At 64.8% G+C, this 18,628-nt stretch carries 15 protein-coding genes; 8 read left to right on the top strand and 7 right to left on the bottom strand.

The genetic code is table 11. From position 1 onward, the window contains the following. Nucleotides 1–253: 253 nt before the first annotated feature. From gmtX to G8A07_RS04420, 4 genes are read right to left on the bottom strand one after another with little or no spacing between them, the layout of a single operon-like run. Nucleotides 254–883, bottom strand: coding sequence for a gamma-mobile-trio protein GmtX (gmtX, locus tag G8A07_RS04435; RefSeq protein ID WP_195795891.1), 630 nt, complete (start codon nt 881–883; stop codon nt 254–256). Continuing rightward, nucleotides 880–4,563 (bottom strand): integrase family protein, encoded by a 3,684-nt coding sequence (locus G8A07_RS04430; protein ID WP_195795890.1) that lies wholly within the window; start codon nt 4,561–4,563, stop codon nt 880–882. The genes gmtX and G8A07_RS04430 overlap by 4 nt, the downstream gene beginning before the upstream one ends. After that, entirely contained in the window at nt 4,563–5,942 is a 1,380-nt protein-coding gene (gmtY, locus tag G8A07_RS04425) for a gamma-mobile-trio recombinase GmtY (protein WP_195795889.1), read from the bottom strand. Before gmtY ends, G8A07_RS04430 begins: the two co-directional genes overlap by 1 nt. A gap of 47 nt (nt 5,943–5,989) precedes the next feature. After that, entirely contained in the window at nt 5,990–6,544 is a 555-nt protein-coding gene (locus G8A07_RS04420) for a thymidine kinase (protein ID WP_195795888.1), read from the bottom strand. 405 nt (nt 6,545–6,949) lie between these two features. On the opposite strand from G8A07_RS04420, the gene G8A07_RS04415 reads away from it, so the two are divergent. The 3 genes from G8A07_RS04415 to G8A07_RS04405 all read left to right on the top strand — a co-directional run bounded on the left by G8A07_RS04415 (nt 6,950) and on the right by G8A07_RS04405 (nt 9,693). Continuing rightward, entirely contained in the window at nt 6,950–7,165 is a 216-nt protein-coding gene (locus G8A07_RS04415) for a hypothetical protein (RefSeq protein ID WP_195795887.1), read from the top strand. Between the two features lie 62 nt (nt 7,166–7,227). Beyond that, the gene (locus G8A07_RS04410) at nt 7,228–8,931 is read left to right on the top strand and encodes a GGDEF domain-containing protein (RefSeq protein WP_195795886.1); all 1,704 of its coding nucleotides are present in this window, start codon (nt 7,228–7,230) and stop codon (nt 8,929–8,931) included. Between the two features lie 111 nt (nt 8,932–9,042). After that, nucleotides 9,043–9,693 (top strand): ProQ/FINO family protein, encoded by a 651-nt coding sequence (locus G8A07_RS04405; protein WP_249937217.1) that lies wholly within the window; start codon nt 9,043–9,045, stop codon nt 9,691–9,693. A gap of 45 nt (nt 9,694–9,738) precedes the next feature. Here the strand turns inward: G8A07_RS04405 and G8A07_RS04400 are convergent, their stop codons facing one another. Then, nucleotides 9,739–10,359: a thioredoxin family protein gene (locus G8A07_RS04400; protein ID WP_195795884.1), complete on the bottom strand. Its 621-nt coding sequence runs from the start codon at nt 10,357–10,359 to the stop codon at nt 9,739–9,741. Nucleotides 10,360–10,407: 48 nt separating this feature from the next. Further along, a complete protein-coding gene (locus G8A07_RS04395; RefSeq protein WP_195795883.1) occupies nt 10,408–12,525 on the bottom strand; it encodes a protein-disulfide reductase DsbD in 2,118 nt (705 codons plus the stop codon). Between the two features lie 224 nt (nt 12,526–12,749). On the opposite strand from G8A07_RS04395, the gene G8A07_RS04390 reads away from it, so the two are divergent. Beyond that, nucleotides 12,750–14,333: an ABC transporter substrate-binding protein gene (locus G8A07_RS04390; protein ID WP_249937216.1), complete on the top strand. Its 1,584-nt coding sequence runs from the start codon at nt 12,750–12,752 to the stop codon at nt 14,331–14,333. A 46-nt stretch (nt 14,334–14,379) separates the two neighbouring features. On the opposite strand, the gene G8A07_RS04385 is transcribed toward G8A07_RS04390, so the two are convergent. After that, nucleotides 14,380–15,132 (bottom strand): MipA/OmpV family protein, encoded by a 753-nt coding sequence (locus tag G8A07_RS04385; RefSeq protein ID WP_195795881.1) that lies wholly within the window; start codon nt 15,130–15,132, stop codon nt 14,380–14,382. A gap of 188 nt (nt 15,133–15,320) precedes the next feature. Between G8A07_RS04385 and G8A07_RS04380 the strand changes: the two genes are divergently transcribed. From G8A07_RS04380 to G8A07_RS04365, 4 genes are all read left to right on the top strand, one after another. Continuing rightward, nucleotides 15,321–15,983 (top strand): response regulator transcription factor, encoded by a 663-nt coding sequence (locus G8A07_RS04380; protein ID WP_195795880.1) that lies wholly within the window; start codon nt 15,321–15,323, stop codon nt 15,981–15,983. Further along, nucleotides 15,980–17,407 carry an ATP-binding protein gene (locus G8A07_RS04375; protein ID WP_195795879.1) on the top strand — a complete coding sequence of 476 codons (1,428 nt, stop codon included), beginning with the start codon at nt 15,980–15,982 and terminating at the stop codon, nt 17,405–17,407. Before G8A07_RS04380 ends, G8A07_RS04375 begins: the two co-directional genes overlap by 4 nt. Before the next feature lie 68 nt (nt 17,408–17,475). After that, nucleotides 17,476–18,123, top strand: a complete 648-nt coding sequence (locus G8A07_RS04370) for a DUF2306 domain-containing protein (protein ID WP_195795878.1) — start codon at nt 17,476–17,478, stop codon at nt 18,121–18,123. Between the two features lie 77 nt (nt 18,124–18,200). Continuing rightward, nucleotides 18,201–18,614, top strand: a complete 414-nt coding sequence (locus G8A07_RS04365; RefSeq protein WP_195795877.1) for a PaaI family thioesterase — start codon at nt 18,201–18,203, stop codon at nt 18,612–18,614. Nucleotides 18,615–18,628 lie beyond the last annotated feature (14 nt).

The raw sequence follows: 18,628 nt of genomic DNA, 5'->3' as shown, positions 1-18,628 counted from the left end.
TGAGGGTGGGTCAGTACTGCGTGATCTCGGTGGGTCGGTTCGAGACGATCGCCAACACTCACACCTTTTGATGGCAAACGGCCAATGTGGGGACCTCTGGTTCAAGGCTACCGCTGACCAACGGCACTGGATGCGCTGGTGGATACATCAGACTGGGTGATCAGCGACTCCGGAATAGAACATCCATCTTGAGCGAGCGCGACCGGGAATCAAAGTAGGGAAAATTCGGGACGGGCGCCACAAGACGCGTCACCTAGTCCCCGAGAAGCTTGCGAAGCCCCGTGGCAAAACCCGGATCAAAGATGGTTCGCCCGCGATCGTTGACGATCTCACCGAACTCAATCTCAGCCCACCCATTGCTCGAGAGGAAGGCTGGAGAAATTACCTTCCGAAGAGCATCCCTCTCCGAGTTGGTTAGCGCAACCTTACCGCTGAATGGCAATTGATCACCCTCACCGACGCGTCGGTCTACAACGATCTTTGTTGCACTCTTCAGAGTGTTCAACTGAGCCTTCAACTTGTTTCGCTCAGCAATCACTCTATGGACGAGAAACCGAATTGCAGGGTCGTCGATACGATCGATGTACGCATCAGTCGCAAGTGCCTCAGGCTTCTTAGTCGGAACCGGCCCGGCACGCGCAGCCCAAGCGTCAATTACCCTTCGATGATCTGCTGCAGACTCGTTGTACAAGCCCCTGGATTTAAGCACGCCCTGCTGCTCGCAGAGTTTTCCAATGAGGGCAATTGAGAAATCCCGGCCGCCCGACTCAAAATTCCTTTCACACAATGCATTTAGCGCAATCAAGCTACGGCACTTTTGAGGTCTTGGCTTTTTCTCTAGGAGTTCCTCAAGCACATGTTCGGGAGTCTGCTGCTCGCTCATGTGTCAATCACCTCGCCAGGACTTCGATGCAAAGCTCTCATGCTCCGAAGCTCAGGAATTGAGTCAAGTAAATCGATTCCGAGACGCTCACTCAGCCGACCTCCGGCATCAATAATCTCAACGACCTTGCGGTGACCGACATGCGGGTTCTGAGAATCCGCTGCACTTGCCAATCTCCGCTGAAGTTCATTGCCAACTCTCATCTGCTCGTCTTCACTTAGCATCAAAAACATCGGTGGCAGTCCCTCGTTGTAGAGCATAGAGTCAAGCAGCTGACTTCGTCGCAGAACAGCTTTTCCGGGCGCAAGGTCCGGGTACAGCTCGACGCTCTTGCACACGCCAGACAGCTGAAGCAGTTCGGATTCAGTCTCCTCAAACACCGCCTCCACATCTGAGACCGCACCTTGGATAACCAAACTTACTCCATCTCGCGGCCCTGCGTTGAGGACAGCCTTGCATCGCTCAATAAGCCGCCAGCAAGCAACAAGGTCCTCCGCAAGATCGCTAAAGCGTTTCATCGCTGTCTCCCAGACCCGTTCAGCCTGCCTGACTTCGACGTGTCCCGGGAAGTAGCCTTGCTTTGCCTCGATCTCCGCCTTGGTTCGCCGCAGCGCCTGAAGCTTAGACTCTGCTTCGATTGACCGATTTCTTGCCTCGTCGAAATGGAAAGCGATCGTGTTGAAATGCGCGGCTAGTGCAGGCAAATGGTGCGGTTCGGTTACAAACCACCTGCAGCGCACACAGTTGCGACTACCGCCAGGTACAGGCCCAAATGCAGTGGCGCCAATCGACGGGCCACCGTTGTAGCAGCCGCCTACAACGCGGTTGTCCTCCAGCTCACTGACGTTCCCGCCGACCAAGCAGAGGCCGTGATGCATCGGCATCCAGCCCGCGGGGTTCCGCTCATACGGATGGACTGCGACTGCTGCAGCCTGACTGCCTGGGCTATTGAAGACTACTTTATGAACGAGATCTTCGTACTCAGCATCTTTCAAGAAGCCAACGATGCTCTGCTCCTTCCGGGCGTCCAACCGTTCTGACGCCTCACTCAGTACAGCCGCGATTCGCGAATGCCCGGGCTTGGTGTAGTAGAGCGTCATGATGAGCCGGCTATGCCCTACCAACTTCTGCAAAATCGCAAACGGCACTTCCCCATCTAGGGCAAGTGCCGTGATGAGCGAAACGCGCAAGCTATGCAGGGGGAAATCCGTTCTGCCCCGACGCCCCTTCCCATCAGTCTCTACTAGGACAATTGGCGCACCGCCCGGATGGGTTTCACCTCGCTCAGACAAACGACGCTGAAACTCCCCGAGCAGATTGGCCCAAGCGCCGTCAACAACCCCATCCGACACTGGCAGGGCTCGTCCACCTTCAGTTGCTTCCGCCATCCGGAACAGAAAGCATGCATCAGGATAGGAAGCAAGCTGTTCAGGTGTTTTTGGTTGAATGTGTCGACCATCGAGTTCAGCCCACGAAGTGCGCCGATCAAGCGGGTTGTATTTACTCTGCCAGTTTCGAAGCTTTTCCAGCCAATAGAAGACATTGTCAATTGGATCCCCAGCCACGAACCAAGGCATGTCATACCCCTTACTCGGCCCGAACTTCTCCTGATCAGCTGTCTTATTCGTGTTGATATACAGCTGAGTTGCCGGCTCCACCCCTTCCGCGAGATCAACCACGCGCCGTAGCACCCCTTGTCGCCAGACTTTGCCTTTCTCGGCCAATGGATGATCGTTGAGCACCCAATGGCCACGCTCTTTCTTCCATGTGTCGGACTCCCCCGAGTCCAGAAGACGTACTTGTGACGTTCGCAGAGGCAAGAGCAGCTTGGTAAGTACGGCTACCGAGCGAACAGGACTCCACATCTGATACACGACAGTGGGACTTGCGCTCCCGCCCTTAAACGTGCGCATCCGCCAGACACAGTCCGGGTCGTTATTGTCAATAATTGACGGATCAACAACAAACCAGTCCCTGCCCGGCGCGCCAATACTTCCAACAGATGCGCCTTGCGCATTCTGCGCATATTTCCAATCGCCAAAACTCTCGCCTTCGGCCAATATTTTCCGAAGTTCAGCGATGTAGCCATAGGGAAGAGGTGATCGCACGCTTTCGGAATACATACCCAGCCCACGCGGAACAATCTCCGGTGGAAATGGATTCCGATAAGCAGGGGAAACCATCAACTGGCCATCATCCGCCTCATCGCTAAAGTCCCTTAAAAGAACCCATTCGACAAACTCCCGCAGACGATTGTTTTGCGCAACATGATTTCGCGTCACTCCCACTATCTGGAGAAATTCAGGGGTTTGCGCCCCTCGCCGAAGTAATTTTTCAGGTGTCTTGGGGACATCGCTTCGCATTAGGTAATTTCTGAAAAATGTACCTAATGCCACAATACGCTGACTCAGCCCGGATTTCGTTAATCTGAGCCATTCGACCCCAAGGAGCCTCCACTCTTCAAGCTCAGGATGATCGATCCGCACCCACTCAAGATTTCTATCGTGACCGGTCTGTCGACGTGCACGAGGTGCAGATGAAGCAGGTGCACCAACACTTTGAAGCCAGGGACGAGCAAACCTCCCCCACGCATCAACCAATTGTTTAAAACCCTGCGACTTTGGACCATTCCTGTATATGTCAACCTTATACCCAGCACGCTCCATATAGAGTTTGGCGATCGTTGCACGAGAGAAATCGATGTGACCTGCCTTGTATAGGAGATAACAGAGACGATGGACGCCAATGTACGGCAGCTCTAAAGGCCGCTCAGAGCTTAATGCCAAACTCCGGTAAACGGCATCAGGATGCTCGGAGGGAAGGGTCGCCAGCGTACTTATCCATTGTGCGTCAGCGCGGCGCTGCCATGAATCGACTAAAGCTCTGTATCGCGCTTCTTTAAGGAGTCGCTGCCTCGCATTTCCTGCACTCCCAAAAACTCCAGCTTTGACCAGATCCTTCACAAGACCCAACGGACTGAAGTCAAAATCGCCCTGTTCGAATTTTGCCCGGCAAACATCATTTATGCCTCGAAGGCCTACTTCAATTCGAACGTCTAGTCCACGTCCTTTAAGGAAGTCCTCAATGAGCACATCAGGCTCATCGGATTGCGCTAGGCATGATGGTGCTATGCGAAGCTTGTCTGAATGACCCTGCCACGCATCCAACAACTCGTGCGAAGCCCTCACCATGTTATAGGTCAGTCGCCCTTTTAGCGGCCCTTCAGAGAGCACACGGTCCTGCGCAACTTTCTTGGCACTGAAGTCCAGTTCTCCGCGTTCGAATCGAAACTTACAAACCAAGTGAATTGCCAGCAAGCTCAAAATCCTAGTCGCTTTTCTCAAAGGATCTGAAATTTGCTCTTGCAACACGTAGTCGGGATGCCCTGGCGGAGCTGAAATATCAAGATCGCAACTCTCTAGATCGGCGGCCTCCTGCCAAGATCTCGCGACAACACAGGCTGCGCTACGGGCATATTTCTGCTCATTTTTCAGATCCCTACCAGTCGCCGCCAAATAATCTTTGGAAACCTCGTCCAGATTAAATCGTCGCCCACCTTCAATATATCGAATTCGACATATTTTATGCATTTCACGTGCAGCCTCCGATCCATAGTCGCTTAGCTTTCTTGACTGCAATAGCTGGTCAAGTTTTCTATCAAGGACGGAGAAGTCATTCATCACTCTGAGGCTTGGCGTTTTCTCAGCCTCTCAGCTGAACTAGCTGCCAACCGATCCATGCTGCTCTGCAACGCTTCAGCAACCTCAGCCGAGGTCGGTTGCGTGTATACAGCCTGACTTTCGATGCTGGCATGATGCATGAAAATCCGTATGTACTTCTGATTCATTCCGGCCTTCACAAGACGTCGGCCATAAGCATGTCGATGACCATGCGGAGTAGTCCCGAGATCTTTTCTGACATTCAGACCGATACGCCGACATGCAGCCGCATGGGCATCGTTGAATTGCGATACCTTGTAGGGATCCCCTAACCGGCCGCGGCCTAAATTTACAAACGCGAATGGATGATTCCGATCGATTCTGGAAATTTGATGGAGATACCGCAGCCAAGCATCCATGAAGATAGTTCCGTACTGCGCCTCAAACCAGCGTGCCTCCATGTAGTATGGGGCATCACATAGCCCACCCTTCCAACCGGCATGGCTATTGTCAAAATTTTGATTTCTAGGTTTTAATCCGAATTCGTCCATCAAATATTCAGCACGCGTCCCACGCTTGTTTTTTTTCAAGTTCCCCCTCCAACTGGAAGGCGCATGTCCTGCGGACGGATGATGAATTCGAACCAGTGCCGCCCCCGGGTTTATCGGATCGTGTGCCACATCTTCGATATACAGATGAAATGGCTCTGATTCTCGAAATCCCGCGCCATGCAACAACAGTGTGATCAATTGCCCACGATAGTCAATGCGCTTACCCACGCGAAAACCATCGGTAAGTAGGTTCATAAATTCGCCTTCAGGAAAGGCGGGGGGCTCTCCGTCCCTGGAATGAGGGCCTCTCTTCGCGCGGACCTGCCTGGAGCTTGAAACGGACGCCTCATCGCGACGGCTCCAAAGGTGCCCAAGAAGGGCATTCTCCCGTCGGTAACGGGTGGCAGCGTCAAGCCACTGCTTCTCATAGCGGCTTGCCGAAACTCTTGGGTTCACGCTCAATGCGGCAGGTTGCCGCTCACCCTGCCAGTCCAGGAAGAGGTTCAGATCGCTAATGATGCGGCTTGCGTCTGAGATGCTTCTGGGTGCCCAGCAAAGCCCACTCGGATCGGCACGTGTCTGTAGATCAAACGTGCCCGTGTAGAGGCGTCTTGCAAAGTTGGCAAAGAGAACACGCGTGTCTACTTCACTCGGGTTCGCATGCATGTACTCCAAGAACAATTGAACCGAATGCGTCACTTTGCGCATCCATGACAGGCTTTTATGTTGCTCGGCAACAAAGTAGTCCAGAAGTGGCCTCAACAGCCCGACTGGCGTCAACAGCGCCGGCATGTCGATGCCGGGCCCCGCGCTGTCTACTAGAACTTTGACCTTGATGGAGACAAACATCTGACTGCCGAACAGACGGATGCCGGACCGGCGTAGCCGTAGCTTGCTCAGCTGTAGAAACAGCGCGAGCAAACTTGGCGATAGCGGCCATTGCCCCCAATGAGCACTTGATCGCCTTCACGCATGCGGTTCCCGCTCTCGTCAACCCGAATGTTCATCGTGGCCTTCTTGCCGCAACGGCATGCAGTTCGGATCTCTTCCAAGTTGTCGGCGAGGGTGAGCAACGCAGCCGCCCCCGGGAAGGCCCTCCCCTGAAAGTCCGACCGAAGTCCGAAGCACATCACCGGAACATTCCGGATATGAACCCACCGATGGAGCTGGGTCACCTGCTCGACGGTCAGGAACTGCGCTTCATCAATGAGCACACAGGCCACGGTCACATCCTGCAAAAGCGCTAGGAAGTCTGTTCTCGTGTCGTAGGTCATCGCCTCCCGCTGCAGCCCAATTCTGGATGCGATGACGCCGTGGCCTGCCCTGTCGTCCAACGCTGACGTGAGCAACAGGACCTGCTCGCCGTTCTCCTCGTAGTTGTGCGCAACCTGCAGGAGCGAACTGGTCTTCCCCGCATTCATCGCCGCAAAGCGGAACCACAAACGAGCCAAAAAGGGTCTCCCAGAGAGGTGTTACAGATGGGTGAAGCTGAAGCACCAAACCAACAGCAAGACATTTGTAACACCGCGGCGGGGCCAGCCCAACCCGGGCGCACAAGATGTCACATAACGCATCATCCAACAAAGCCGCTTGCCCTGCGGCAGGCGACGATGACAACAATCTGGAAACTTTGAACTCACGATCCCCCAACAATCGCCGCGTAACGGAAAAACAGTTTGGCCATCGGAATCGCTTGAACGAAGCCGCGATTGTGCGCTGCTCGCGCCGATTGCCTATCGATATGACGATTTCGTGGCGTCAAAAGCCCGTACATCAGTGCAAGCGAGATGGTGCCGTCATGTCCGCCCGGCCTAATATGGGCCGCGAGAGGGAAAACTCCGGAGCGGACCAGAACAATGAGCAAAGACACCTACACGAGCGTCAGCGACGATGGGCTGCGCTACGAGTCCAAGCTGGGCGGCTCGCCCTTCCTGGGCAGCGGGCATACCCGCTCCTGCTTCAAGTGCGGCAAGCACCGCGCGCCGAGCAGCCTGCAATCGACCCGCATCCTCGGCCGCACCGAGCTGGTCTGCAAACCCGCCTGCGCAAAGCCCAAAGATCACACGACCTGAGCCCATTTGAAACGGGCCGCGACCACGGCCCGCCGGGGTCGGCCCCTATCATCGACATCGCCTTGTCGACGACCTCTACCGCCCCCCAGGCCTACGCGGCCGACTCCGATCTGGACGAGCTGCTGGCAGCCGCCCAGGGCGCCTACACGAGCGAAAACTGGGCCCGTTGCGAGACCCTGGCCGCCGAGCTGCTGGAGCGGGCCGAGGCGCTGCAGGACCTGCACGCCGAGATCCATGCCCATGTCTGGCTGTCGCACACCGCGCAGCGCCAGAACGACCACAACCGCGCCGCCGCTCATGCCACCAGCGCCCTGACGCTGAGCCATGGCCAGGGCGACAAGCTGCTGCGCGCCCGCGCGCGCATCGCCTCGGCGCGCGTCGGCTGGGCCGTCGGCGACAACGACCAGGCGCTGCAGGACCTCGAGGCCGCGCTGCCGACCTGCCGCACCGGCGAGGACGCCGAGCTGCTGTTCGACACCCTGAACCTGCTGGGCATCGTCTATGGCGAGCTCGGCAACACCGAGGCCTCGCTGGACTGGCATCAGCGCGCGCTGACCTTGGCCGAGTCCACCGGCCAGCCACGCATGCGCGCGATCTCGCGCGCCAACCTGGCCGGCCGCGAGCAGGACCAGGGTGAGCAGGCCCTGAACGAGGGCCGCGTCGCCGAGGGCGAGGCCGCGCTGCGGCGCTCGCTGGAGCTCAACGAGGTCGCGCTGGCGATCGCGCAGCAGGCCGGCATGGCGCGCATCCAGGTCGTGGTGCTGAGCAACAGCGGCGCCGCGCTCGCGCTGCTGGGCCGGCGCGCCGAGGCGCTGGCCGCCTTCGAGCGGCAGCGCGGCCTGTCCGGCCCGGGCGGCGACGCGGTCAGCCATGTGCAGCGCGCGCAATACCTGGCCCTGATGTACCGCGAGGCCGGCGAGCTCGACGAGGCGCGCCGCACCGCCGCCGACGGCCTGGCGGTCGGCGAGCAGGCGCGCGCCAAGAACATGCTGATTCCGCTCTACGAGCTGGCCTCCGCGCTGGCCGAACAGGCCGGCGACTTGGCCCAGGCGCTGAATCTTTACAAGCGGTTTCACACCCTGCGCAGCGAGCATGCGCTGAACAGCGCGCAGCAGCGCGCCAAGGTGCTGGCGGTGCGCCTGGAGACCGAGCGCGCGCTGGCCGAGGCCGCGGCCGAACGCCAGCAGGCCCAGGCCCTGCGCCGCGCCAACGAGGAGCTGGCACAGCGCGCCGAGGCCCTGGGCCGCGATGCGCTGCAGGACGCGCTGACCGGCCTGGCCAACCGCCGCCGGCTCGACACCTATCTGGCCTTGCGCCACGAGGCCGCGCGCGCCAGTGGTGCGGTGCTGTGCGTGGCGCTGATCGACCTGGATCATTTCAAGTCCGTCAACGACCGCTATTCGCATGCCGTCGGCGACCAGGCGCTGCGCCAACTCGGCGCGCTGCTGCAGGCCCATTGCCGCGCGCAGGACCTGGCCGCGCGCTATGGCGGCGAGGAGTTCCTGATCGCGCTCGACGAGGTCACGCCCGAGGGGGCGCTGCAGATCTGCGAGCGCCTGCGCCAGGCGGTGGAACGCCATGACTGGTCGGCGCTGGCGCCGGGCCTGGCGGTCACCGCCAGCCTGGGCCTGACCGACGTCGCGCGCCATGCGCGGCTGGAGGATGGGCTGCGCGAGGCCGATGCCCAGCTCTACCGCGCCAAGCAGGCCGGCCGCAACCGCGTCTGCTACCCGGAGGGGGGGTTTGCGCCGACGCCCTCAGCATAGGCACAATCCAGCCTTCGATTCTTTCTTTGACTGCCCGCGCGGGCCCGGTTCTCGCAGCCGTCCCGCCAACCACTGATCCCTATGTCGTCCAATCCGACCGCCGCTGGCGAAATGAACCCCGCCGCCGCGCTGCAGCAGCTCAAGACGCTGTTCCCCGCCCTGTTCGATGGCGCGCCCAAGCCGCTGAAGCTGCGCATCCAGGCCGACATCCAGGAGCGTGCGCCCGGCCAGTTCACCAAGCAGCTGCTGTCGGCGGTGCTGCGCCGCTACACCGGCGGCACCGCCTACCTGATCGCGCTGACCAAGGCCAGCGAACGTTTCGACCTCGACGGCCAGCCGGCCGGCGAGCTGAGCGCCGAGCACCGCGAGGCCGCGGTCACCGAGCTGGCGCGCCGCCGCTCGCTCAACGAGGAGCGCCGCGCGCTCGAGCAGCAGCAGCGCCGCAACCGCGCCGGTCTGCTGCGCGACTTCCAGGGCACCACCCTGACGCGCGCCAACTTCTGCGCGCTGAAGGGCGTGGCCGAGGAGGAGCTGGACGGCCTGCTGGAGATCGCCAAGCAGGAAGCCGAGGAAGACCGCATCCGCCGCGCCTCGCAGCCCGCGGGCGGCGACCGGCGGCCCGAAGGCCGCCGCGATGGCGGCCGCCCAGGCCCGCGTGGCGAACGCCAGGGTCAGCGCCCGCCGCGCCGCGAAGGTGGTGGTGGTGGCCAGAACCGGCCGCCGCGCGCCCAGGGCGACAAGCCGGCCGACGAGCAGGCCTGATCCCAGGCCCGCTCGGGCCGTTGAGGCGCGTACCGCGCCTCAGCGTCAGGAGGCGTATTTGATCGAGCAGCCGTAGGGCGTCGACGCGGGCTGGCTGACCGGCTTGCCGGACAGGGCCTCGCCGACGGCCTGGTTCACATAATTGACCGCGGTCTTGATGTCGGCCGGGTTGGCGGTCGGCTTGGAGTCGATCGCGCCGGCATAAATCAGCTTGCCGGCCGGGTCGATCAGGTACAGATGCGGCGTCGTGCGCGCGCCATAGGCCTTGCCCAGCTTGCCGTCGTCATCCATCAGGGTGGCGCTGTGGGCCGACTGCTTGCTCTTCATCCAGGCCTCCAGCTCGGCCGGCGGCTTGTAGTCGCCGGCGCTCTTCGCGGTGGAGCTGACCGCCAGCCAGACCACGCCCTGCCCGGTCGCGCTCTTCTGTGTGCCGGGCATATTGCCGCTGTCGTAATGCTTCTTGACGAAGGGGCAGCCGGGGTTGACCCATTCCAGCACCACATGCTTGCCCTTGAAGTCCGCCAGGCTCACGGTCTTGCCCTGGCTGTCGGTGATGCTGAAGGCCGGAGCCGCCTGGCCCACGGTCGCATTCGCCTGCGCGATGCCGCTGGCCGTCGCGGCCAGGGCCAGCATCACGCTCGTCATCATCCATCGTCTCGTCTTCATACCAGCCTCCTTGAGGATGCAGCAGATTGATTGAGGACAGGGAATTCCTCAGAGCGACAGCGCGTCGCGCACCAGCGCGACGCTGAGGATCTCGGGCAGCAGCTGCGGCGCGGCCTGACCGGGTTTGTACACCGCATAGACCGGCACGCCGCTGCGACCCAGGCTGTTCAGGGTCTGGCTGATCGCGGCGTCGCGGCGGGTCCAGTCGGCGCGCAGCAGCAGCACGTTCTTGGCCCGCATGTCGGCCACCAGTTGCGCATCGGCCAGGGTGCCGCGCTTGTTGAACTGGCAGGTCACGCACCAGGCGGCGGTGAAGTCCACCAGCACGGTGCGGCCCTCGGCCTGGGCCTGCGCGACCTTGTCGGCCGACCAGGCCTGCCAGGTCTCGCTGGCGGAGGCGCCATCGGCCTGCGCAGCAGCGGCGGGCGCCTCGCGCAGCGCCGGCCAGGCCCACCAGGCGGTGCCGGCCAGGATCGCCAGCGACAGCGCGCCCAGCACCGTACGGCCACGCGCCTTCAGGTCCGTCGCGCCGAACACCCAGGCCGCCAGCGCCAGCGCCAGCAGCAGGCCCAGCAGGGCCACCGCGCCGTCGATGCCGACCTGCTGGCCCAGCACCCACATCAGCCACAGCACGGTGGCGAACATCGGGAAGGCCATCAGGATCTTGAAGTGGCGCATCCAGACGCCGGGGCGCGGCAGTGCGCGCGCCAGGCCCGGCCACAGGCTGGCCGCCAGATAGGGCGAGGCCATGCCCAGGCCCAGCGCCGCGAAGATCGCCAGCGCCAGCGGCGCCGGCTGGGTCAGCGCGGCGCCCAGCGCGACGCCCATGAACGGCGCGGTGCAGGGCGAGGCCACCGCCACCGCCAGCACGCCGGTCAGGCCATGGTCGAGCACCGGGTTGGCGGCGCGCGCGCCGGCCAGGTTGCCGGGCAGCACCATGCGAATCTCGAACACGCCCAGCAGGTTCAGGCCGATCAGGCCGAACAGCAGGGCAAGGCCGGCGACGAACAGCGGCGACTGCAGCTGGAAGCCCCAGCCCAGCTGCGCCCCGCCGGCGCGCAGCACCAGCAGCAGGCCGGCCAGCGCCAGGAAGCTCAGCACCACGCCGGCCGTGTAGGCCAGGCCACCCGCCACCAGCACGCGGCGCTCGCCCGCATGGGCGGTGAAGCCCAACACCTTCAGCGACAGCACCGGGAACACGCAGGGCATCAGGTTCAGCAGCAGGCCGCCGGCAAAGGCCAGCAGCAGGGCCAGCAGGATCGAGGTCGGCGCGGCGGCGGCGGCCTCGGGCTCGACCGGCTGCAGCGCCGGCGCCGCCACCTCGCCCAGCGCCGGCCAGGCCGCGGTCTGGTAGCTCAGGCGCAGGCCGCCGGGTGCATCGTCCTGGCGCAGCACCACCGCGAGCCGGGTCGGGCCCTCGCTGCGCTGGGCCGAGACGGGCAGGGTCAGCTGCAGCTGCGCGCCCGCCCATTGCTGTTGCGGCGCGCTCGCATGGTTGAACACGCCGGCCTCCTCCGGGAAGGCCTGCAGGGTCTTGCCCTGCCAGGCGGCCGGCAGGCCGTCGATCAACAGGCGCAGGCCCTCGCCCTGCAGCTTGGCCTCGACCTTGGCACCGGCCAGCTCCTGCGGCAGCGCGGCGCGCGCGGCCTCGAACAGCGCGGCATGGCCGGCGGTGGCGGCCTGGGCGGGCAGCTTCAGGCTGAATTCGCCGGACTCGGGAATGCAGACTTCCTTGCAGACCAGCCAGTCGGCGCGCAGCTTGATGTTCAGGGTCTCGCCCTTGAACTCCGGGCCGACCGTCAGCGGCACCGCCAGCAGCAGGTCGCTCTCATAGCCGTAGTTGACCAGCGGCCCGACCGGCAGGCGCTGCGGCACCGGCCACTGGATCTCGCCGGCGCTCACGCCCGCGGGCAGCTCCCAGCTCAGCATCGTCGGCAGGCCGGAGTCGCCCGGGTTCTTCCAATAGGTGTGCCAATGCGGCTGGTGCTTGATCAGCAAGCCCAGCCACAGCGGCTTGCCGGCCTCGACGCCCTCGGGCGCCTGCGCCACCAGCTCGGCCCGCACCTGTTCGGTCGTGACCACAGCGCCCTGGGCCAGGGCCAGGCCGGGAAGAAGGCTCAGGGAAAGCAGTGCGAGCCGGCACAGGAGGAAACGGAACGAGCTCATCGGATCGGATGCGAAATGTGAACGCGCCTGCCGCCACTCTAGGGGGAGGCGCAAAACCCCGAGTATCGACCAGGCTTGATGACGAAACCGTGCGGCCAGCGCCCTTGCTCGCATCCCGCATAAGCAATGTCGGTCCGCGAGGGATGCGGGCGCGCGCCGCCGGTTTAGGCTCCGGGTCCGGCCCTGCGTGCCGCCTTCTTCTTTCATTTCCGGGAGTTGCTGTTTTGATCCAAGCCAAGAAGTCCCTGCTCGCCCTGGCCCTGCTGGCCGCCACCGCGACGCTGGCCTCCGCCCAGACCCTGCGCTGGGCCGGCGCCGGCGATCCGCTGACCCTGGATCCCTATGCGCAGAACGAATCGCTGACCAATGTGTTCAACGGCCAGGTCTACGAGTTCCTGGTCGCGCGCGACCGCAAGCTGCAGCTGGTGCCGCAGCTGGCCACCGAATGGAAGCAGAACAGCGCGCTGAAGTGGACCTTCAAGCTGCGCCCGGGCGTCAAGTTCCACGACGGCAAGCCCTTGACCGCCGACGACGTGATCTTCTCGCTGGAGCGCGCCAAGCAGCCGAGCTCGCAGATCGCCGTCTATGCCAACGCGCTGGGCGAGGCGAAGAAGATCGACGCGCTGACCGTCGAGTTCAACCTGCCCAAGGCGAACCCGATCTTCCTGGAGCACATCAACACGCTCTACATCATGAGCAAGACCTGGGCCGAGGACAACAAGGCCACCAAGACCCAGGACTTCGCCAACAAGGAAGAGAGCTACGCCGCCTTCAACACCAATGGCACCGGGCCCTTCCAGCTGGTCAGCCGCGCGCCGGACAACAAGACGGTCTACAAGCGCAACCCGAACTACTGGGGCAAGATCGAGGGCAACGTGCAGGAGATCGTCTACACGCCGATCAAGAGCGACGCCACCCGCACCGCCGCCCTGGTCTCGGGCGAGGTCGACTTCGTGCTCGACCCGGCCCCGCGCGACCTCGAGAAGCTCGCTGCCACGCCGGGCGTCAAGATCGTCAACGGCCCCGAGAACCGCGTCATCTTCCTTGGCCTGGACCAGGGCCGCGACGAGCTGCTCTACAGCAACGTCAAGGGCAAGAACCCGCTGAAGGACGTGCGCGTGCGCCGCGCGCTCTACCAGGCGATCGACATCGTCACGATCAAGGACAAGCTGATGAACGGCCAGGCCTCGCCCACCGGCGCGGTCGTGCCCTCGCCGCTGGGCAGCCTCAACGATCCCGAGATCGAGCGTCGCCTGCCCTATGACGTCAACGCCGCGAAGAAGCTGCTGGCCGAGGCCGGCTACCCGCAGGGCTTCGAGGTGCAGCTGGACTGCTCCAACAACCGCTATGTCAACGACGAGCGCATCTGCGTGACCCTGGCCGCGCAATGGGCCAAGGTCGGCGTCAAGACCCGGGTCAATGCCCAGCCCAAGGCGCAGTTCTTCAACAAGGTGGAGAAGCTCGACACCTCGATCTACATGTTCGGCTGGGGCGGCTCGATCACCGACCCGGAGAGCATCTTCACCTCGCATTACCGCAACCGCGGCGAGAAGGGCGTCGGCGAGTACAACCGCGGCAACTTCAAGGACGACGAGCTCGACGCGCTGGTCGCGGCCTCCAGCGTCGAGGCCGATCCGGACAAGCGCAAGGTCCTCATCAAGAAGGTGTTCCAGCGCCAGGCCGAGCAGGTGCACTACATCCCGCTGCACCGCCAGTTCATCCCCTGGGCCGCACGCAGCAACGTCGACGTGGTGCACCGCGCCGACAACTGGCTGGAGGTGCGCTGGGTCAATGTGAAGGCCAAATAAGACGCGTCGCGATGCAGCCGGCCCCGGGGCCGGCTTCTTTCCGACCTCAGAAGCGGTACAGGTACGCCATCCGCAGCCCCGTCTCGCTGCCGCGCTCGACCAGCGGGCTGGCCTTGATGCCGCGGCCCAGGCGCGTGCCGCTCAGGTCCAGCATCAGCAGCTGCTGCGACGCCAGGCGGTAGCCGACGCGCAGGCCCAGCTCGGTGTTGACGGTGGATTCGCCGGCATGGGCCGCGCGGCCGGCGCGCTGCTCGCTGAGCGCTACGCCGTAGTAGTAGTCCACATACTTGCGGTCCAGCGACAGCGCGGCCAGGCGCGGCGTCAGCTCGAAATCGCCGGCGCGGAAGCTGTGCTCGGCCTGCAGCCGGAACTGCCGCCCCTTGCTGTTGCCCGAGGCATCGCCCAGCAGCTCGGCCGAGAGCCGCGTCGCCCCCAGCTGCCAGGCCAGCGCGCCGCCCACCCAGACACCGCCCTTGCGCTCGGCCATGCCGGCCAGATAGGGCGAATCGTCGGCCTCGTAACCATCGAAGGCGTAGCGGGCGCGCAGGCGCAGCGCCAGCGGGCCGACATCCGGCAGCTTCAGATCGATGCCGGGGCCGGCCACGCTGACCCAGCGGTTCTCGTACATCAGCAGCGGCAGCACGCGGGCGCGGTTGTCGAAATCTCGGTAGGCGCGGCGCTCGTAGCCGACGCCCAGGCCCAGCCCCCAGGAGGAGGCCTGCGCCTCGGGCTGGGCGATGGCGGTCGTCGGACCGGCGATAGGCAGGGCCAGCAGGGCGGCAGCGAAGAGTCGTCGCATCGTCGGGATCCTTGATGGAAAGAAGATGAAGATGAAGAAAGACGGGCGGACTCTAGGCAGCCAGACTTAGCTCGGCGTTAGCCCCGATGCGCGCTGCGGCGCCCGCCTGTTGTTTATGCTGCGCGCTCACGCCGGCCTAAGAAAAACGCCGTACGCTGGCGCCACAAGCCCCGGGAAGGAGTCATGCCTTGCGCGCATTGCTGGTGGAAGACGACGAGATGATCGGCTGCAACCTGTCGCGCGCGCTGGAGAGCGCCGGCTGGTCGGTCGACTGGGTACGCGACGGCGGCCTGGCGCGCAGCGCCCTGGCCGATGGCGGCTATGCCTGCGTGCTGCTGGACCTGAGCCTGCCCGGCCTGGACGGCACCGAGGTGCTGCGCCAGGCGCGCGGCCGCGGCGACCTGACCCCGGTGCTGGTGCTGACCGCGCGCGACGGCGTCGACGACCGCATCCATGGCCTGGACCTGGGCGCCGACGACTACCTGCTCAAGCCCTTCGTGATGGGCGAGCTGCTGGCACGCATGCGCGCGATCGTGCGCCGGCGCAGCGGCGCGGCCCAGCCGCTGATCGGCTGCGCCGGACTGCAGCTGGACCTGGGCACGCGCGAGCTGCTGCGCCACAACGGCGCGCGCGAGGCGCTGACCGCGCGCGAGTTCGCGCTGCTGCATGCGCTGCTGGAGCGGCCCGGCGCGATCCTGTCGCGCGAGCAGCTGGAGCGGCGCATCTACGGCTGGGGCGAGGAGGTCACCAGCAATGCGGTCGACGTGCTGATCCACGGCATGCGCCGCAAGCTCGGCGCCGAGGCGATCCGCAATGTGCGCGGCCTGGGCTGGCGCGTCGCCGTCGCATGAGCACCGCCGCCACCGCTGTTGCTTCGCCCCTCGGCCGCGCGCCCTGGTACCGCCCGCGCTCGCTGCGCGGCCAGTTGCTGCTGTGGCTGGTGCCACTGCACCTGCTGGCCGCGGTCGCCGCGGGCTGGAACTTCCATGCCTGCTACAGCCGGCTGGTCTACACCTTCATGGACGGGCAGATGGCGGCGCTGGCCCATTCGCATGCGGCGCGCAGCGCCGCCGAGGTCGCGAAGGCCGCGCCGCCCCCTGTCGTCAGCGACAAGCAGCTCTACAAATGGGGCAGCTTCATCGTCCAGCTCTGGTCCGGCGACGGCCGCCTGCTGGCCAGCTCGCGGCCCGACATCGCGGTGCCGCTGCAGACGGCGCCCGGCTATCAAGACCTGGCCCCAAGCCCGGCGACGGCCGACCAGGGCTGGCGCGTCTACACCGCGTCGCCCGAGCCGGCGGGCGGCGACCGGCTGCATGTGCAGGTGCTGCAGAGCAGCCGCTTCCTCAGCGAGGAGGTGGCGGCGCGCGCGCTGCAGGCCGGCCTGCCGATCGCGCTGCTGCTGCCGGTGCTGCTGCTGGTGCTGTGGCTGGTGGTCGGCCGCAGCTCGCGGCATCTGCACGAGCTCGCGCAGCAGGTGGCGCAGCGCGACGAGGGCAGCCTGCAGCAGCAGATCGCGCTGACCCGCCTGCCCGAAGAGATCGCGCCGCTGGTGGCCGCCTTCAACAGCCTGCTGGCGCGGCTGCGCGAGGCCTTCGCGGCGCAGCGCCGCTTCGTGCAGGACGCGGCCCATGAGCTGCGCACGCCGATGGCCGCGGTCTCGCTGCAGCTGGAGAACCTGCGCCCCGATGTGCCGCCTGGCCCACCGCAGCAGCAGCTGGCGCAGCTGGAGGCCGGCCTGCGGCGCGCCCAGCATCTGGTCGAGCAGCTGCTGCGCCTGTCGCGCCAGGAGGCGCCGGCCAGCGCGCCGCCGGCCGAGCCGCTGGACCTGACCGAGCTGCTGCGCGACAGCATCGGCCAGCTGATGGTGCTGGCCGACCGGCGCGGCATCGAGGTCGGCTTCGATGGCCGCATCGCGCCGCGGCTGCGCGCCGCGCCGTCCGACCTGCGCAGCCTGTTCGACAACCTGCTGGACAACGCGCTGCGCTACACCCCGCCCGGCGGCCAGGTCGAGGTGCGCCTGCACGCGCCCGAGGACCGGCCGGTGGTCGACATCATCGACAGCGGGCCGGGCCTGCCGCCCGAGATGCGCGAGCGGGTGTTCGACCGCTTCTTCCGCATGCCCGGCGCCAGCGCAGGCGGCAGCGGCCTGGGGCTGGCGATCGCGCGCGCGGCCGGCGCGCGCCACCGGCTGCGCATCGAGCTGCTGGCCCGCGACGACGGGGCACCGGGGCTGCTGGCGCGCATCCATCTCGGTACCGCCCTAATCCACACCTAAGTCGCCGCTAAGCGCCAGCTCAATCTCGCTGCCTAGAGTGGCCGCACTCCATCTCAGGAAGGCGTGCCATGGACCACTCAAGCGCTCACCATCATCAACCGTCCCTGCTCAAGACCCTGGCCTTCGGGCTGCTGACGCTGTCGGCCCTGGCGGTCGGCCTGCTGTCGTTGCGCTATGCGCTGCCCGGCCAGCCCTATGCGCCGGAGCTGGGCAATCTGCTGGCGCGCCGCGAGCTGCTGATCGTGCATGCGCTGAGCGCCGCGCTGGCCCTGCTGGTCGGGCCGCTGCAGCTGGCCGCCGCGCTGCGCCGGCGCCGGCCCGCGCTGCATCGCTGGGGCGGTCGCCTGTACATGGCGGCGGTGGCGCTGGGCACGCTCAGCGCGCTGCCGCTGGCCCTGCCGGCCGAGACCGGCGTGCTGGCCTCGGCCGGCTTCCTCTGCCTGGCCCTGCTGTGGGCCGCCAGCAGCTTCGAGGGCTTGCGCCATGCACGAGCGCGGCGCTACGAGCAGCACCGCGCCTGGATGATCCGCAGCTTCGCACTGACCGCCGCCGCGATCACCCTGCGCCTGTACCTCGCCGCCGGCGCGGCGCTGGGCCTGCCGGTCGAGCAGAGCTATCCCCTCATCGCCTGGCTGTGCTGGCTGCCAAATCTGCTGGCGGCCGAAGCCTGGCTGGCACATGAGCGACAGCGCGCGCGGGCGCAGCGGGCAGAATGAGCCGCTTTCTCCTGGCATCTTCCCGGCCGCGCCCCTGGCGCCGGCCGCCTCCCGCAGCAGTCCATCGCCACCACTCCATGTTGAGCCCCGAACAACTGAACGCGCGCGGCGCGCCCTCCCTGCCCGGCCATCTGGGCATCGTCATCACCGCGGTCGCGCCGGGCGAGATCCGCGCCGAACTGGCGGTGGCGCCGCATGTGATGGCGCCCAACGGCTATCTGCACGCCGGCAGCGTCGTGACCCTGGCCGACACCGCCTGCGGCTACGGCTGCATGAGCAGCCTGCCCGAGGGCGCACAGAGCTTCACGACGATCGAGCTGAAGTCGAACCACCTGGGCACCGCGCGCGCGGGCGTGATCGAGGTCGCCGCGACGCTGGTGCATGGCGGCCGCACGACCCAGGTCTGGGACGCGGTGGTCCGGCACCGCGACAGCGGCAAGACCATCGCGCTGTTCCGCTGCACGCAGATGATCCTGTATCCGAAGGCCTGATCGAGCCGCCCGGC

This window comes from Roseateles sp. DAIF2 (assembly GCF_015624425.1).
Lineage (GTDB): Bacteria > Pseudomonadota > Gammaproteobacteria > Burkholderiales > Burkholderiaceae_C > Kinneretia.
Note: the sequence above shows the minus strand (reverse complement) of the source record. Positions and strands in the feature narration are given on the sequence as shown.

Bases quoted from the DNA above. Each gene is read 5' to 3' on its own strand.
- G8A07_RS04370 (WP_195795878.1), top strand. From the start codon at position 17,476: ATGGACCACTCAAGCGCTCACCATCATCAACCGTCCCTGCTCAAGACC.
- G8A07_RS04385 (WP_195795881.1), bottom strand. From the start codon at position 15,132: ATGCGACGACTCTTCGCTGCCGCCCTGCTGGCCCTGCCTATCGCCGGT.
- G8A07_RS04405 (WP_249937217.1), top strand. From the start codon at position 9,043: ATGAACCCCGCCGCCGCGCTGCAGCAGCTCAAGACGCTGTTCCCCGCC.
- G8A07_RS04395 (WP_195795883.1), bottom strand. From the start codon at position 12,525: ATGAGCTCGTTCCGTTTCCTCCTGTGCCGGCTCGCACTGCTTTCCCTG.
- G8A07_RS04415 (WP_195795887.1), top strand. From the start codon at position 6,950: ATGAGCAAAGACACCTACACGAGCGTCAGCGACGATGGGCTGCGCTAC.
- G8A07_RS04400 (WP_195795884.1), bottom strand. From the start codon at position 10,359: ATGAAGACGAGACGATGGATGATGACGAGCGTGATGCTGGCCCTGGCC.
- G8A07_RS04375 (WP_195795879.1), top strand. From the start codon at position 15,980: ATGAGCACCGCCGCCACCGCTGTTGCTTCGCCCCTCGGCCGCGCGCCC.
- G8A07_RS04365 (WP_195795877.1), top strand. From the start codon at position 18,201: ATGTTGAGCCCCGAACAACTGAACGCGCGCGGCGCGCCCTCCCTGCCC.
- gmtY (WP_195795889.1), bottom strand. From the start codon at position 5,942: ATGTTTGTCTCCATCAAGGTCAAAGTTCTAGTAGACAGCGCGGGGCCC.
- gmtX (WP_195795891.1), bottom strand. From the start codon at position 883: ATGAGCGAGCAGCAGACTCCCGAACATGTGCTTGAGGAACTCCTAGAG.
- G8A07_RS04430 (WP_195795890.1), bottom strand. From the start codon at position 4,563: ATGAATGACTTCTCCGTCCTTGATAGAAAACTTGACCAGCTATTGCAG.